The organism is Microbacterium sp. (assembly GCF_047602155.1).
Classification (GTDB): Bacteria; Actinomycetota; Actinomycetes; order Actinomycetales; family Microbacteriaceae; genus Microbacterium.
Map to the genome: position 1 here is coordinate 1006528 of NZ_JASGHZ010000001.1, position 14682 is coordinate 1021209.

At 71.4% G+C, this 14682-nt stretch carries 16 protein-coding genes; 9 read left to right on the forward strand and 7 right to left on the reverse strand.

Annotated features, from left to right (window positions below; genetic code table 11):
* Positions 1-143: 143 nt before the first annotated feature.
* Positions 144-818, reverse strand: a complete 675-nt coding sequence (locus tag QM720_RS04775) for a MarR family winged helix-turn-helix transcriptional regulator (protein ID WP_415125013.1) — start codon at positions 816-818, stop codon at positions 144-146.
* A 139-nt stretch (positions 819-957) separates the two neighbouring features.
* Between QM720_RS04775 and QM720_RS04780 the strand changes: the two genes are divergently transcribed.
* Complete coding sequence (locus QM720_RS04780) at positions 958-1737, forward strand: MarR family winged helix-turn-helix transcriptional regulator (protein WP_415125014.1); 780 nt, start codon at positions 958-960, stop codon at positions 1735-1737.
* Between the two features lie 165 nt (positions 1738-1902).
* Here the strand turns inward: QM720_RS04780 and dcd are convergent, their stop codons facing one another.
* Positions 1903-2508, reverse strand: a complete 606-nt coding sequence (dcd, locus tag QM720_RS04785) for a dCTP deaminase (RefSeq protein WP_415125015.1) — start codon at positions 2506-2508, stop codon at positions 1903-1905.
* Positions 2509-2591: 83 nt separating this feature from the next.
* Between dcd and QM720_RS04790 the strand changes: the two genes are divergently transcribed.
* Entirely contained in the window at positions 2592-3254 is a 663-nt protein-coding gene (locus QM720_RS04790) for a nucleotidyltransferase domain-containing protein (protein WP_415125016.1), read from the forward strand.
* An 8-nt stretch (positions 3255-3262) separates the two neighbouring features.
* Here QM720_RS04790 and QM720_RS04795 read toward each other — a convergent pair whose 3' ends face one another.
* Complete coding sequence (locus QM720_RS04795; protein ID WP_415125017.1) at positions 3263-4168, reverse strand: LysR substrate-binding domain-containing protein; 906 nt, start codon at positions 4166-4168, stop codon at positions 3263-3265.
* Between the two features lie 107 nt (positions 4169-4275).
* On the opposite strand from QM720_RS04795, the gene QM720_RS04800 reads away from it, so the two are divergent.
* The 7 genes from QM720_RS04800 to QM720_RS04830 are packed head-to-tail and all read left to right on the forward strand — an operon-like array spanning position 4276 to position 10980.
* Positions 4276-5307 carry an amidohydrolase family protein gene (locus tag QM720_RS04800; RefSeq protein ID WP_415125018.1) on the forward strand — a complete coding sequence of 344 codons (1032 nt, stop codon included), beginning with the start codon at positions 4276-4278 and terminating at the stop codon, positions 5305-5307.
* 14 nt (positions 5308-5321) lie between these two features.
* Positions 5322-6014, forward strand: coding sequence for a 4-carboxy-4-hydroxy-2-oxoadipate aldolase/oxaloacetate decarboxylase (gene ligK / locus QM720_RS04805; protein WP_415125019.1), 693 nt, complete (start codon positions 5322-5324; stop codon positions 6012-6014).
* Positions 6014-6973 (forward strand): amidohydrolase family protein, encoded by a 960-nt coding sequence (locus QM720_RS04810; protein ID WP_415125020.1) that lies wholly within the window; start codon positions 6014-6016, stop codon positions 6971-6973. The genes ligK and QM720_RS04810 overlap by 1 nt, the downstream gene beginning before the upstream one ends.
* Positions 6974-6975: 2 nt before the next feature.
* Positions 6976-8334 (forward strand): protocatechuate 4,5-dioxygenase subunit alpha/beta, encoded by a 1359-nt coding sequence (locus QM720_RS04815; RefSeq protein WP_415125021.1) that lies wholly within the window; start codon positions 6976-6978, stop codon positions 8332-8334.
* Complete coding sequence (locus tag QM720_RS04820) at positions 8331-9284, forward strand: Gfo/Idh/MocA family oxidoreductase (protein WP_415125022.1); 954 nt, start codon at positions 8331-8333, stop codon at positions 9282-9284. The genes QM720_RS04815 and QM720_RS04820 overlap by 4 nt, the downstream gene beginning before the upstream one ends.
* On the forward strand, positions 9281-10270 hold the full coding sequence (locus QM720_RS04825) for an aldo/keto reductase (RefSeq protein WP_415125023.1): 990 nt from the start codon (positions 9281-9283) through the stop codon (positions 10268-10270). The genes QM720_RS04820 and QM720_RS04825 overlap by 4 nt, the downstream gene beginning before the upstream one ends.
* Positions 10267-10980: a substrate-binding domain-containing protein gene (locus QM720_RS04830; RefSeq protein WP_415125024.1), complete on the forward strand. Its 714-nt coding sequence runs from the start codon at positions 10267-10269 to the stop codon at positions 10978-10980. The genes QM720_RS04825 and QM720_RS04830 overlap by 4 nt, the downstream gene beginning before the upstream one ends.
* A 36-nt stretch (positions 10981-11016) precedes the next feature.
* Here the strand turns inward: QM720_RS04830 and QM720_RS04835 are convergent, their stop codons facing one another.
* From QM720_RS04835 to QM720_RS04850, 4 genes are read right to left on the reverse strand one after another with little or no spacing between them, the layout of a single operon-like run.
* A complete protein-coding gene (locus QM720_RS04835; protein WP_415125025.1) occupies positions 11017-11880 on the reverse strand; it encodes an ABC transporter ATP-binding protein in 864 nt (287 codons plus the stop codon).
* A complete protein-coding gene (locus QM720_RS04840; RefSeq protein WP_415125026.1) occupies positions 11877-12701 on the reverse strand; it encodes an ABC transporter ATP-binding protein in 825 nt (274 codons plus the stop codon). Before QM720_RS04840 ends, QM720_RS04835 begins: the two co-directional genes overlap by 4 nt.
* Positions 12698-13603, reverse strand: coding sequence for an ABC transporter permease (locus QM720_RS04845; protein WP_415125027.1), 906 nt, complete (start codon positions 13601-13603; stop codon positions 12698-12700). The genes QM720_RS04840 and QM720_RS04845 overlap by 4 nt, the downstream gene beginning before the upstream one ends.
* A complete protein-coding gene (locus QM720_RS04850; RefSeq protein ID WP_415125028.1) occupies positions 13600-14667 on the reverse strand; it encodes an ABC transporter permease in 1068 nt (355 codons plus the stop codon). Before QM720_RS04850 ends, QM720_RS04845 begins: the two co-directional genes overlap by 4 nt.
* Positions 14668-14682 lie beyond the last annotated feature (15 nt).

The window sequence follows — 14682 nt, forward strand, 5'->3', positions numbered from 1 at the left end:
AGGAAGAGTTTCGGACGCCTGAAGCGTCCGAAACTCCGGGGTGGAGGGCGTGGCGCGGCGACGGAAGGCGACGCGAGGAGGCGGAGGGCGGGGCGGGGTGGGGCGACGGGAGGTGACGCGAAGCGACGCGAGGATGCCGCGGCTCAGGCCTGCGGCCAGCCCGCGGCGAGCTTGCCGAGCAGCCGCGCGAGCTCGGCGCGTTCGTCGTCGGTGAACGACGCGAGCGCCTGCGCCAGGTGCTCGCGGCGCTGACCGCGGAACCCCCGCGCGAGCTGGGTGCCGGCATCCGTGAGGGCGATGCGGGTGCGGCGGGCATCGTCGGGATCGGCCTCGCGGCGCACCAGCCCCAGGTCGACGGCCTGCTGGATCAGCCGCGACGCCCGCGGCTGATCGACGCCGATCGCCTCGCCGACCTCGCTGACCGAGAGGGGGTGGGATGCCGCCGCCAGCGCCTCGAGCAGCCGCAGCCGCGCCGGACCGCTCATGCCGCCGCGAGCGCCCGGGCCGCCCGGGCCGAACCAGGAGCCCGGGCCGGCGCCCCCTCCGCCGCGCTCCCCCGGGGCGTCGTGCGCAGGGCGGCCGCGGTGCTGTTCGTCGCCGCCGCGCGGGTCGCCGGGGTTCCGGTGGTTCCGGGGGTCGCGGGGGTCGCGGGGGTCGAATCCGTTGGACCCGAAGCCCTGTGCACCGAAGACCTGTGCACCGAGGCCGTGCGGTCCGAGGCCGTGCGGTCCGAAGCCGCGGAGACCGGGGCCGCGTCCACGCAGGGCGGCGAGCGCGGCGGCGATGGCGTCGAGGTCGTGGGCGGTGGCATCCGTCATACCTCGAATTTACATGCAACTTGACATGTTCCCGAAACGCATGTCATACTGCATATACATGTTGATTGACATGCAAATTGCAGCCCGCCGCCTGACCGGACTTCGTTCCGGAGCCGGCCGCCCGATGAAAGGACTTCTCATGAACACCGAGAACACCACAGACACTTCCCCCCGTCCGCTCGGCTACTGGCTGCGTGCCGTCGATCGGCTGCTCGCCCGCGAGTTCGCCACGGTCTTCGAGGCCGAGGGCATCACCCGGCGCGACTGGCGCCTGCTCAACCTGATCGACGGCGACGTCGTCGCTCCGGAGCTGATCGCGCGCCTACGCGCCAAGAAGCTGCACGGGCTCATCGAGCGCGGCTGGATCGTCGACACCGACGGCCGCTGGGCGCTCACCGACGAGGGCCGCGCGGCGATGGCGCGCCTGAGCGAGAGCGTCGCCGGCATCCGCAGTCGCGTAAGCGGCGCCGTGTCGGACGGGGACTTCGCCACGACGCTGGCGAGCCTCGAGGCGATCGCCCGCGAGCTCGGCTGGAACCCCGACGAGCGCCTTCCCCGCGGCCCGCGCCGCGGGTTCGGGCGCCGCGGCTTCGGACCGGGGTTCCGCCCCGGGTTCGGCTTCCGCGGCTTCGGCCCGGGGTTCGGGCCCGCATTCGCGCCGGAGGGCGAGGAGCGAGCCGATGACGAGCACCCGTTCGGCCCGGGCTTCCGCCCCGGATTCGGTCCGGGCAGGGGGTTCGGACGGCCCGGATTCGCTCCCGGCTTCGACCCGCGGGGGCAGCGCTTCGCGCACCACGAGCGCCACGCCGCTCGTGGCGGCAAGCGCCACGGCGGCCACGGCGAGCACGCCGCACAGGACGCTTACGAGCGCGGCTTCGACGCCGGGTTCGCCCGCGGCCGCGAGGACCGCACCGCCTGACGCTCACCCACCACGCCGATCACCGAGACCGCCTCCGTGCATCGAGACCGCCGCCCTGGGCGCGGGTCTCGATGCACAGAGTGGGTCTCGGCGGATGCCGCCGCCCGCGCACGCCCGCCGCGCACGCCACCCGCGCACGCCCGCCGCGGGGAACGCGACGGCGGCTCAGCCGCCGAGGGCTCCCGCGTCGGTCGTGCCGACGTCGGTGCGGTGGAAGTTCTGGAACGAACGGGATGCCGTCGGCCCGCGCTGACCGTGATACCGATTGAGGTACGGCCCCGTGCCGTAGGGGTTCTCGGCCGCCGACGACAGGCGGAAGAAGCAGAGCTGCCCGATCTTCATGCCCGGCCACAGCTTGATCGGCAGCGTCGCGACGTTGGAGAGCTCGAGCGTGACGTGGCCGGAGAACCCGGGGTCGATGAACCCCGCCGTCGAGTGCGTCAGCAGCCCGAGCCGGCCGAGCGACGACTTGCCCTCCAGACGCGCGGCGATGTCGTCGGGCAGGGTGATCTGCTCGAACGTCGACCCGAGCACGAACTCGCCCGGGTGCAGGATGAACGGCTCGTCGGGCGCCACCTCGATGAGGTGGGTCAGGTCGGGCTGGTCCTCGGACGGGTCGATGAACGGGTACTTGTGGTTGTCGAACAGCCGGAAGTAGCGGTCGAGCCGCACATCCACGCTCGACGGCTGGACCATCGCCGGATCCCACGGGTCGAGCCCGACCCGGCCGGTTTCGATCTCGGAACGGATGTCGCGGTCGCTGAGCAGCACGCGGCCAGCCTACTGGCCACGCGCCCGGTCCGACGATGGATGCCGCGGCGACGGGAGGCCGCGCGTCCGAGTACGCTCGTGCCATGCCCGACCCGACCGCCGACACCCCCTGGGCGCCGCTCACGCCGGAGCAGGTCGCCGAGGTGCTGAGCGGCACGGATGCGCGCTGGTGGCTCTCGGGCGGCGCGGCGCTCGACCGCTGGCTCGGGGCGCCGATCCGCGCGCGGGCGAACATCGACGTGAGCACCATCCGCGGCGACCTGGAGAAGCTGGTCGCGGCCCTCCCCGCCGGCTACAGCGCCTGGGTCACCGCCGGCGAGGGCTTCGAGGGCACCCCCGTCCCCCTCGCGGCGGCGGATCTCGACAGCGCCGACGTGCAGCCCGTCCGCATCCGGCGCGACGCCGACGACGTCTGGGTGCTGCAGGTCAATGTCGAAGACGGCGGCGCCCGCGCCTGGATGTACCTGCGCGACCCGCGCCTGCAGCTCCCGTGGGATCGGGCGGTGCTCGACCTCGGCGGCATCCCGACCGGCGCACCGGAGGTGCAGCTCGTGTGGAAGGCTCTGCGCCCCCGCCCCGAGGACGAGACCGACAAGGATGCCGCCTTCCCCCACCTGTCCGAGGAGGCACGGGCGTGGTGGGAGCGGGCGATCCTGTCGATCCACCCGCACTCGACGTGGTCGATCCATGTGCGCAGCCCCTTCGCGCCGGCCAAGGCCAGCTGGAACCGCAACAAGCACGGCTGACGGGCGACCTACTCGCGATACTCGTCCGAGGCGATGGCCTCGAGCACGAGCGCGCGAAACCAGTCCTGCACGGGCGACAGGCTCGCCTCGCGGCGCGTGTACAGCGTGACCGGCGCGCTGCGCCCCGGCCACGGCAGTTCGGCGATGCGCAGCCCGGGGAACCACCCGCAGAACACCTCGGCGACGTGCCGCGGCAGCAGCACCACGAGGTCGGTCGCCTCCAGCACCGCCGGCACGGTCGCGTACTCCTCGACCGTGAGCGCGACCTGCGACATGAGCCCGTGCGCGGTCAGCAGCTGGATCGGGAACACGTGCCCCCCGCGCGCCGACACCCGCACGAACCGCCGCCCGGCGAACATCTCCGGGCCTACCCGCGGCAGCGGGTGCGCGCCCGACGACAGCGCGACGTACTCCACGCTGCGCACGCCCGTGCTCCACAGACCCTCGGCGCGCAGCGGCGAGACGGTGACGGCGAGGTCGATCGTGCCGCGGATGAGGCCGTCTTCGACCTGGTCGGAGTCGAGCCGCTCGACCCGCAGGTGCGGCTGCGCGGCCTGCCGCGACAGCGCCGCCATGATCGGGGGCAGGAACGTCTGCTCGCCGATCGAGGTGAGCCCGAGCACCAGCTCGCCGCTGAACTGCTTGGGCTCGAACGCGTCCGGCACCCCGACGGCGGCGTCGATCTGCGCGAGCGCGGCGTGCAGCGGACCGAACAGCTGCGTCGCCCGCGCGGTCGGCACCATGGCGTGCCCCTCGCGCCGGAACAGGTCGTCGCCGAAGCGCTGCCGCAGCCGCGACAGCGTGTAGCTCACGGTCGGCTGCGTCACGTGCAGGCGCTGCGCCGTCGCCGTGAGGCTGCGCAGCTCGTACAGCACGACGAAGGTGCGCAGCGCGTTCAGGTCGGCCGTCTCCATGTATAGATGCTATCTATGGATGCCGGTCCACACATCTATTGGACCGCACCGCATCCGGCGCCTACAGTCGAAGCAACCGGCATCCACGAGTTCAAGGACGACACGCGTTGATCATCGACATCCACGGCCACTACACCACGGCTCCCGCCCAGCTCGGCGCGTGGCGTGACCTGCAGATCGCCTTCGCCGCCGGGCAGGGCGCCGCGCCCGACCCGGCCGCGCTGCGGATCAGCGACGACGACATCCGCGAGACGATCGAGGCCAACCAGCTGCGGCTCATGAACGACCGCGGCAGCGACGTCACGGTGTTCAGCCCGCGGGCCTCGTTCATGGCGCACCACATCGGCGACTTCGCGGTCAGCGCGACGTGGGCGCGCATCTGCAACGACCTGTGCGCGCGGGTGGCGGAGCTCTTCCCCGACCGCTTCCTCATGGGGGCGATGCTGCCGCAGTCGCCCGGCGTCGACCCCGCCACGACCGTCGCCGAGCTCACCCGCGCCGTCGAAGAGCTGAGCGCGGTCACGATCAACCTCAACCCCGACCCCTCGGGCGGGCACTGGAGCGCTCCCCCGCTGACCGACCGCTCGTGGTACCCGATCTACGAGAAGATGGTCGAGTACGAGATCCCCGCGATGATCCACGTCAGCACCACCTGCAAACCCGACGTGCACCACACGACGGGCGATCACTACCTCGGCGCCGACACGACCGCGTTCATGCAGCTGCTGAGGGGCGACCTGTTCCGCGACTTCCCCGACCTGAAGCTCGTCATCCCACACGGCGGCGGCGCGGTCCCCTATCACTGGGGCCGCTTCCGCGGGCTCGCGATGGCGCTCGGCAAGCCCGAGCTCGAAGAGCATCTGCTCGGCAACGTGTTCTTCGACACGTGCGTGTACCACCAGCCGGGCATCGACCTGCTGACGGCGGTCATCCCGACCGAGAACATCCTGTTCGCGAGCGAGATGATCGGCGCCGTGCGCGATGTCGACCCGCGCACGGGCCACTACTTCGACGACACGAAGCGGTACGTCGACGGCACGCCGAACCTGACGGATGCCGAGCGCAGCGCCGTGTTCGAGGGCAACGCCCGCCGCGTCTATCCCCGCCTGCACCGGGCCCTCGCCGCCCGCGGACTGTGAGCCAAGGAGCCACCATGCGACTGAACGACCTCGGCATCGTCCGCACGAACATCCAGCGCCCCGACCCGGCCGACGTCGCCCGCCTGTCGCAGTTCGGCGTCGCAACGATCCACGAGGCGATGGGCCGCGTCGGCCTGCTGCGGCCCTACATCCGCCCCGTCTACCCGGGCGCGAAGCTGTGCGGCTCTGCCGTGACGGTGCTGCTGCAGCCCGGCGACAACTGGATGTTCCACGTCGCCGCCGAGCAGGTGCGGCCCGGCGACGTGCTCGTCGCCGGCTGCACGACCGAGAGCGAGGACGGCTTCTTCGGCGAGCTGCTGGCGACCTCGCTGACCGCGCGCGGCTGCACGGGCCTCGTCATCGACGGCGGCGTGCGCGATGTCGCGGATCTGGAGAAGATGGACTTCCCGGTCTTCTCGCGCGCGATAGGCGCCAAGGGCACCGTCAAGGCGACGCTCGGCTCGGTGAACGTGCAGGTCGTCGTCGCCAACGCCGTCGTGAACCCCGGCGATGTCGTCGTGGCGGACGTCGACGGCGTCGTCGTCGTGCCGCGCGCGCTCGTGGGAGCCGTCGCCGACGCGAGCCGCACGCGCGAGGACAACGAGGAGGGCAAGCGCCAGAAGTTCCGCGACGGCGTGCTGGGCCTCGACCTCTACGGCATGCGCGCGCCGCTGGCCGCCGCCGGCCTGGAATACGTGGAGGACTGATGACGCACGGCACCGTGAGCGGGGGGTTCGAGAAGACACCCGGCTGGCTGGACTGGTACGACGGGCCGTCCACCCCGACCTTCCGCGTGCCGGCGGGCGCCGTCGACGCGCACTGCCACGTGTTCGGCCCGGGCGCGCAGTTCCCCTACGCTCCCGAGCGCAAGTACACGCCGTGCGACGCCTCCGCCGCGCAGCTGTTCGCCCTGCGCGACGGCCTCGGCTTCGCGCGCAACGTCATCGTGCAGGCCACGTGCCACGGCGCCGACAACCGCGCCCTCGTCGATGCGCTGCACCACAGCGCCGGGCGCGCCCGCGGCGTCGCGACCGTCCGCCGCGACGTCACCGACGAGCAACTGGCCGAGCTGCACGAAGCCGGCATCCGCGGGGTGCGGTTCAACTTCGTCACGCGCCTCGTCGACCGCGTTCCGACCGACTCCCTCGAGGAGATCGTGGCGAAGATCGCCCCGCTCGGCTGGCACGTCGTCATCTACTTCGAGGCCGAGGATCTGCCCGGCCTCTACGACTTCTTCTCGGCGATCCCCACCGACGTCGTGGTCGACCACATGGGTCGTCCCGATGTCACGAAGGATGCCGACGGCCCGGAGTTCGGGCTGTTCCTGCGCTTCCTGCGCGAGAACCCCAACGTGTGGACCAAGGTGAGCTGCCCCGAGCGGCTCTCCGTCACGGGTCCGCGCGCGCTGAACGGTGAGCAGCACGCCTATCCGGATGTCGTGCCGTTCGCCCGTCGCGTGGTCGAGGAGTTCCCCGACCGCGTGCTGTGGGGCACCGACTGGCCCCACCCCAACCTGAAAGACCACATGCCCGACGACGGGCTGCTGGTCGACTACATCCCGCAGATCGCGCCGACTCCCGAGCTGCAGCGCAAGCTGCTCGTGGACAACCCCACGCGTCTGTACTGGCCGGAGGAGACCGCCCGGCCCGCATCCGAAGGAGTATGACCATGGCTCTCGACAAACCGTACAAGAACGTCCCCGGCACCACCATCTTCGACGCCGAGCAGGCCCGCAAGGGCTATCACCTCAACCAGTTCTGCATGTCGCTGATGAAGCCGGAGAACCGCGAGCGCTTCCTCGCCGACCAGGAGGCGTACCTCGACGAGTGGCCGCTGAACCCCCGGCAGCGTCAGGCCGTGCTCGACGTCGACCTGAACACGTGCATCGCCGAGGGCGGCAACATCTACTTCCTCAGCAAGATCGGCGCGACGCACGGAATGAGCTTCCAGCAGATGGCGGGCTCGATGACCGGCATGAGCGAGGCCGCCTACCGCGACATGATGATCGGCGGCGGCCGCCGGCCCGAGGGCGTGCGCCTGAAGGATCTCGACGGGTGGGAGCCGCCACAGGCCGAGAAGGCCACCGTCATGCGCGAGAACGCGCCGGCGAAGTTCACCTCCGCGCTGTTCACGTCGCACGTGCCCGCGATCGGTGCCGCGATGGACCTCGGCAAGACCGAGGAGCCGTACTGGAAGAAGGTCTTCGACGGCTACGAGTGGACGCGCAAATGGGCCAAGGAGAACACGCCCGACGTCATCATCCTCGTGTACAACGACCACGCGACGGCGTTCGACTCGAACATCATCCCCACGTTCGTGCTGGGCACGGGCGCGCACTACCCGGTCGCCGACGAGGGCTACGGCCCGCGCCCGGTGCCCGACGTGAAGGGCTACCCGGAGCTGGCCGCGCACATCGCGCAGTCGGTCATCCAGGACGACTTCGACCTGACCCTCGTCAACGAGATGGTCGTCGACCACGGCCTCACCGTGCCGCTGTCGCTCGTCTTCGGCGACGTGGAGGAGTGGCCGTGCCGCGTCATCCCGCTGCCGGTCAACGTCGTGCAGTATCCGGTGCCGTCGGGTCGGCGCTGCTACGAGCTGGGTCGGGCGATCCGCCGCGCGCTCGACAAGTGGGACGGTCCCGAGCTGAACGTGCAGATCTGGGGCACCGGCGGCATGAGCCACCAGCTGCAGGGTCCGCGCGCGGGCCTCATCAACGAAGAGTGGGACAACGCCTTCCTCGACCACCTCATCGCCGACCCGATGGGCCTGACCGAATGGCCGCACATGGAGTACGTGGACGAGGCCGGTTCCGAGGGCATCGAGCTCGTCGACTGGCTCATCGCGCGCGGCGCGATGGACGACCAGTTCGGCGGCGGCGCGCCCGAGGTGAACCACCGGTTCTACCACGTGCCGGCATCGAACACCGCCGTCGGCCACCTCGTGATCAGCAACCCGGTCACCCCGAAGGCCGCCGACGCCGAGGCTGCCGACGCCGGCCAGCCCCTCGAAGCAGTCCACGCATGAGCGACCGCGTGCGCGTCGCCGTCGTCGGGGCCGCCGGGGCCTTCGGCATGAAGCACCTCGACGGCCTCGCCGAGATCGACGACGCCGACGTGACGGTCGTCAGTGCCACCTCGCAGGACAAGGCGGATGCCGTCGCGGCGCAGTACGGCATCGCGAACGCCGTCGTGGGGCTGGACGCCGTGCTGGAGCGCGACGACGTGGACGCCGTCATCCTCGCGACCCCGACGGGGCTGCACGCGAGCCAGACGCAGGCGGCGCTCGCGGCGGGCAAGCACGTGCAGGTGGAGATTCCGCTCGCCGACTCGGTCGCCGACGCCGAGGCGACCCTCGCGGTGGCCCGGGCATCCGGGAAGATCGCGATGGTCGGGCACACCCGCCGGTTCAACCCGTCGCACCAGTACGTGCACGCGCGCATCGCCGCCGGGGACTTCCACGTGCAGCAGCTGGACGTGCAGACGTACTTCTTCCGCCGCACCAACACCAACGCCAAGGGCGAGGCGCGGTCGTGGACCGACCACCTGCTGTGGCACCACGCCGCGCACACCGTCGACCTGTTCGCGTACCAGGCCGGGAGGATCGTGCAGGCGAACGCGATTCAGGGACCGATCCACCCGGACCTCGGCATCGCGATGGACATGTCGATCCAGCTGAAGAGCGAGACGGGCGCGATCTGCACGCTGTCGCTGTCGTTCAACAACGAGGGGCCGTTCGGCACGTTCTTCCGCTACATCGGCGACACCGCGACCTACCTCGCGCGCTACGACGACCTGTTCACCGGCACGGACGAGCAGATCGACGTGTCGCAGGTCGCCGTCAGCATGAACGGCATCGAGCTGCAGGACCGCGAGTTCGTCTCCGCCATCCGTGAGGGTCGCGAGCCCAACTCGTCGATCCAGCAGGTCATCGACTGCTACCGCGTGCTGGGGGCTCTGGAGGAGCAGCTGCAGTGACCGCTTCCGGCCTGGATGTTCCCCGCGTCGGGCTCGGATGCATGTCGCTGAGCCACGCCTACGGCGTCTCGCCGTCGGCCGCGGAGGGCGAAGCGATGCTGCGCGGGGCGCTGGATGACGGCATCCGGCACCTCGACACCGCGACGCTCTACGGCGGCGGCCGCAACGAAGAGCTCGTCGGGCGCGCCCTCGCCGGGCGACGTGCGGAGGTCTACCTCGCGAGCAAGGGCGGCATGTCGATCGTCGACGGCGTGAAGGTCATCGACGGGCGGCCGCAGACGCTGCGGTCGCAGGTGGATGTCTCGCTGACGCGGCTCGGCGTCGACCACATCGACCTGTACTACCTGCACCGCTGGGACAAGCGCGTGCCGATCGGTGACAGCGTCGGCGCGCTGGCCGAGGCGATGGATGCCGGGAAGATCGGCGCGATCGGGCTGTCGGAGGTGTCGGTCGCGCGGCTGCGCGAGGCGCAGGCCGTCGCGCCGATCGCGGCCGTGCAGAACGAGTACTCGCTGTGGACGCGCAACGCCGAACTGGGGATGCTGGAGGCCACCCGCTCGTCGGGCGTCGCGCTCGTGGCGTTCTCGCCGGTCGCGCGCGGCTTCCTCGCCGGCGCGATCGCGGCGCCCGGGGATCTCGCCGAGAAGGACATCCGGCGCGGGATGCCGCGGTTCCAGCCGGAGCACTGGCGCGCGAACGCGGCGCTGCTGCCGGCCTGGCGCGCGCTCGCGGCCGAGGCCGGCTGCACCCCGGCGCAGCTGGCGCTCGCGTGGCTGCTGTCGCGTGGCGAGCATGTCGTGCCCATCCCGGGGACGACCTCGCGCGCGCACGCCCGCGAGAACCTGGCAGCGGCATCGCTCGACGTCGACCCCGCCGTGCTGGCGCGCGCCGGGGCGCTCATCGACACGGCGACGGTGTCGGGAGAGCGCTATGCGCCCGGCCCCGCCGCGGAGGTCGACGCCGAGACGTTCGAGAGCGCCCGATGACGACCGCGATCTCCTCCATGGCGACGCGGCACGTGCTCGCCGACCTCGCCGCCGCTGCGGTCGGCGCCGGTCTCCCGCTCGTGGAGATCGAGTCGGTGGGCGGGGTGGATGCCGCCCGCCGGGTGGCCGCCGGCGAGCCCTTCGACCTCGTCTTCCTCGCGTCGGACGCCCTCGCCCGGCTCGCCGCCGACGGGCACGTCGATGCCGCTTCCGTCGCCCCGCTCATGCTGTCGCAGACGGCGGTCGCGGTGCCGTCGGGGACGGATGCCGCCGCACCGCGGCCCGACGGCACCGCCTACCCGGACGCGGCGGCGCTGCGCTCCGCGCTGCGCGCGGCATCCCGCATCGGCTACTCGACCGGCCCGAGCGGGACGGCGCTCGTGCGCATGATCGACGAGTGGGGGCTGACCGCCGAGCTGGGCGACCGGCTCGTGCGGGCGCGGCCCGGGGTTCCGGTGGCGCAGTCCGTGGCCTCCGGCGAGGTCGACCTGGGCTTTCAGCAGCTGAGCGAGCTGGTCGGCCAGCCGGGCGTGCGGATCCTCGGCGTGCTGCCGCCGGACTGCGCGATCGACACGGTGTTCGCGGGGGCCGTCGCCGCGACCTCCGCCGACCCGGCCACGGCACGCGCCGTGCTCGAGTTCCTGTCCTCCTCGGATGCCGCGGCGACGATCATCGCGGCGCACAGTTTCGGGGCGGTGCCGGCGGGCTGACCGTGCCGCACTCGCGAAGCCGGCGTGGTCCGCCGGTCAGCGCGTGCGCTCGAGTGCCTCGGGAATCTCCGACGACCACGACGCCGGTGCCTCCGACGCCGGCGCTGCCGGCAGCACACCCTCGCCGTCGGGGTGCGGGATCGCAGCCAGCAGCGACGTGGTGTAGGGGTGCACCGGTTGTTCCCACACGAGCGGAGTCGGCCCCGACTCGACGATCCGGCCGCGGTACATCACCGCGACGCGGTCGGCCATGAGGCGCACGACCGACAGGTCGTGCGAGATGAACAGCATGGCCGCATCGGCGGCGACGCACAGCTCGCGCATCATCGCGGCGACCGAGGCCTGTGCCGAGGCATCCAGCGCCGAGATCGGCTCGTCCGCGACGATGAGGTCGGGTCGGGCGGCGAGCGCGCGCGCGATCGCAACGCGCTGACGCTGTCCGCCGGACAGCTGGTACGGGTAGCGGCGCTCCAGCGTCGGCGAGAGACCGACCGCGTTCAGCCAGTGCGACGGCGCCTCGGTGTCGAGGCTCCGCGCCCGCGCGGCGCGCGAGCCCGCGGCGATCTGCTGCGCCACGCGGATGCGCGGGTTCAGCGAGGAGTTCGGATCCTGAAACACCATTTGGATCGCGGTCAGCTCGCTCGGCCGCGTGCGCAGGCCCAGCGGCTGCACCGAGCGGTCACGGTACAGCACAGTGCCGCTGTGCGGCTTCTCCATGCCGATGACGGCACGCGCGGTGGACGACTTCCCACATCCGCTCTCGCCGACGAGGGCGAGCACCTCCCCGGGGGCGATGTCGAACGACACCCCGTCGACGGCGCGGAACGCGGCGCGGCCGCCGTACTCGACGACCAGGTCGGCGACGTGCAGGACGGGCCGCTTCGGCTGCTGCTCGGTCATCGCGTCTCTCCCTCGCCGCCGTCCACGAGCGAATCCTGCGCGTCTGGCATCGCGTCCAGCAGCTCGCGCGTGTACGCGTGCTGCGGATCCGTGAAGACCTGCCGGCGACTGCCCGCTTCCACGACCAGCCCGCCGCGCATGACGGCGACGTCGTCGGCGACGGCGCTCATGACGCCGAGATCGTGCGTGACCAGCAGCACGGCCAGATCACGCTCGGTGGCGAGGTCGCGGAGCAGATGCAGGATGCCGGCCTGCACCGTCACGTCCAGGGCCGTGGTCGGCTCGTCGGCGAGCAGGATCTCTGGGTCGCACGCGAGGGCGATCGCGATGGCGATGCGCTGGCGCTGGCCGCCGGAGAACTGGTGCGGATACTTCGTCAGCGCCTCCTCGGGCGAGGGCACGCGCACGAGCGCCAGCAGCTCGGCCGCGCGAGCACGGGCATCCGCCTTCGACAGGCCCAGATGCGCGCGCATACCATCCGCGAGCTGCACGCCGATGGTGATCTGCGGGTGCAGGCTGGCGGAGGGATCCTGGAAGACCATACCGATACGGCCTCCGCGCACCTTCCGATACGCCGTGGTGCGCAGGCCGACCAACTCGGTGTCGCCGCCGAGGAGGATGGATCCGGATACCGTGCCGCCGGCGGGCAGGAGTCCGAGGATCGCCATCGCCGTCATGCTCTTGCCGGAGCCCGACTCCCCCGCCAACCCCTGGATGCGCCCGGGGACGAGGTCGAGGTCGATGCCGCGAACCACCTCGGTGCGATCGCGCTTGCCCTGGCCGAGCTCGACGTGCAGGTCACGGATGGCGAGGGCGCTCATGCCGTCACCTCCACGGCGGTGGGCGACTCGGCCTCCCGCTCACGCGCAGCGAGCGGGTCGAGCGCGTCGCGCAGGGAGTCGCCGATGAAGTTGAACGCCATGACGACACTGAGGATCGCGAGGCCCGGGAACACGCCCAGCCACCACGCCGACGTGTTCTGCATGGCGGCGGAGATCATCGCGCCCCACTCCGGCGTGGGCGGCTGCGCGCCCAGGCCCAGGAACGACAGTCCGGACAGCAGCAGGATGGCGGTGCCGATGTCGAGGGAGGCGAGCACAAGCACCGGTCCCGCGATATTCGGCAGCACGTCGCGCACGAGGGAGCGCAGCGGCGAGTTGCCCAGCAGACGTCCGGCGACGACGTAGTTCTGGTTGCGGAGCCCAAGCACGAGCGAGCGGGTGATGCGCGCATACGGCGGCCACGCCACGATGATGCCCGCGATGACGGCGTTCATGATGGAGGGGCCGAGCGAGGCGGCGATAACCATCGCGAGGATCACCGTCGGAAAGGCCATCACCATGTCGGTGATGCGCATGAGCACCTCGTCGACCCAACTGCCGAGGTAGCCGGCCACGGCACCGACGATCGTGCCCACGACCATCGCGCACACCACGAGCATGAGGGCGAGCGGGATGGTGGTCTGGGCACCCATGATGAGCCGCGAGAACACGTCGCGGCCGTTGACGTCGGTGCCCATGAGGGCATCGGCGCTCGGCGGCGCCAGGCGCGGGAGATCCTGGGCGAGCGGGTCGTGCGGCGCGATCCATGGCGCGAGGATCGCGACGAAGATCCAGAGCAGCGCGATGGCGGTGCCGACCACGGCCAGCGGCGTGCGCCAGGCCCGCGGGATCGGCAGCCGACGCCGCTTCGGAGCGAGCTTCTCGGGGATCACGAGGTTCATGACAGCCTCACCCGGGGGTCCAGCACGCCGTAGAGCACGTCCACGACGAGGTTGATGACGAGGTAGATGATGCCGACCACGAGGCCGACGCCGGTCACGGCCAGCAGGTCGAGGTTCTTCGAGGCGTTGTAGGCGTAGGTGCCCAGACCCGGCCACGCGAACACCGCCTCGACGAGCACGGTGCCCGACAGCAGGCTGCCGAAGGCGATGCCCACGAGCGTGAGGATCGGCAGCGCCGCGCCGCGCAGGACGTACCCGACGACGACGCGGCGGCCGGACAGGCCCTTCGCGCGCGCGGCGCGCGCGTAGTCCATATCGAGCACCTCCAGCACCGAGGTCCGCACAAACCGGGTCAGGGTCGCGATCGTGAACAGGCTCAGCACCAGTACCGGAAGCGCCAGGTGGCTGGCGGCGTCGAAGAAGCCGACGGAGTCTCCGCCGAGGATGTAGTCGATCGTGTAGAAACCGGTGACCCGCGGCGGCGGGGTGATGGTGGGCGAAATCCGCCCCGACCCCTTCACCCAGTGCAGGTTCATGAAGAACAGCTGGTAGCAGAGGATCGCCATCCAGAACGTCGGGATGCTGAGACCGATGAGGGTCACCACGCGCACCACCTGGTCGGTGGCCTTGCCGCGGCGGTAGGCGGCGAGCGTGCCGAGCACGATGGCGACCGCGAGGCTCACGATGATCGCGTAGAACGCGACCTCCGCCGTCGCCGGCACCGCCGTGGCAAGGTCGTCTGCGACCGGCCGCCCGGTGGTCATCGAGCTGCCGAGGTCGCCGCGGAACAGGTTGCCGATGTAGATGAAGAACCGCACCGGGATCGGCTGGTCCAACCCGAACTTCGCGCGGAACGCCTTGACCGTCTCGGGGTTGGACGAGGCGCCCTCACCCAACGCGGCTCGCACGGGGTCGCCGGGGACGATCACCGTGAGCGAGAAGGTGACCAGGATGATCCCGAACAGCAGGATCACGCTTGTCACCGCCCGCCGGGCGAGGAATCGCAGCAGCGTGTGCTGCGATGTCCGCGCCCGGCCGGTGGCGATGGTCTGCGTCTGCGTCACGTCCGCTCCGGCATC

Coding starts and splice junctions, on each gene's coding strand:
- QM720_RS04845 (WP_415125027.1), bottom strand. CDS start 13,603: ATGAACCTCGTGATCCCCGAGAAGCTCGCTCCGAAGCGGCGTCGGCTG.
- ligK (WP_415125019.1), top strand. CDS start 5,322: ATGCGACTGAACGACCTCGGCATCGTCCGCACGAACATCCAGCGCCCC.
- QM720_RS04780 (WP_415125014.1), top strand. CDS start 958: ATGAACACCGAGAACACCACAGACACTTCCCCCCGTCCGCTCGGCTAC.
- QM720_RS04795 (WP_415125017.1), bottom strand. CDS start 4,168: ATGGAGACGGCCGACCTGAACGCGCTGCGCACCTTCGTCGTGCTGTAC.
- QM720_RS04815 (WP_415125021.1), top strand. CDS start 6,976: ATGGCTCTCGACAAACCGTACAAGAACGTCCCCGGCACCACCATCTTC.
- QM720_RS04790 (WP_415125016.1), top strand. CDS start 2,592: ATGCCCGACCCGACCGCCGACACCCCCTGGGCGCCGCTCACGCCGGAG.
- QM720_RS04810 (WP_415125020.1), top strand. CDS start 6,014: ATGACGCACGGCACCGTGAGCGGGGGGTTCGAGAAGACACCCGGCTGG.
- QM720_RS04820 (WP_415125022.1), top strand. CDS start 8,331: ATGAGCGACCGCGTGCGCGTCGCCGTCGTCGGGGCCGCCGGGGCCTTC.
- QM720_RS04775 (WP_415125013.1), bottom strand. CDS start 818: ATGACGGATGCCACCGCCCACGACCTCGACGCCATCGCCGCCGCGCTC.
- QM720_RS04835 (WP_415125025.1), bottom strand. CDS start 11,880: ATGACCGAGCAGCAGCCGAAGCGGCCCGTCCTGCACGTCGCCGACCTG.
- QM720_RS04830 (WP_415125024.1), top strand. CDS start 10,267: ATGACGACCGCGATCTCCTCCATGGCGACGCGGCACGTGCTCGCCGAC.
- QM720_RS04840 (WP_415125026.1), bottom strand. CDS start 12,701: ATGAGCGCCCTCGCCATCCGTGACCTGCACGTCGAGCTCGGCCAGGGC.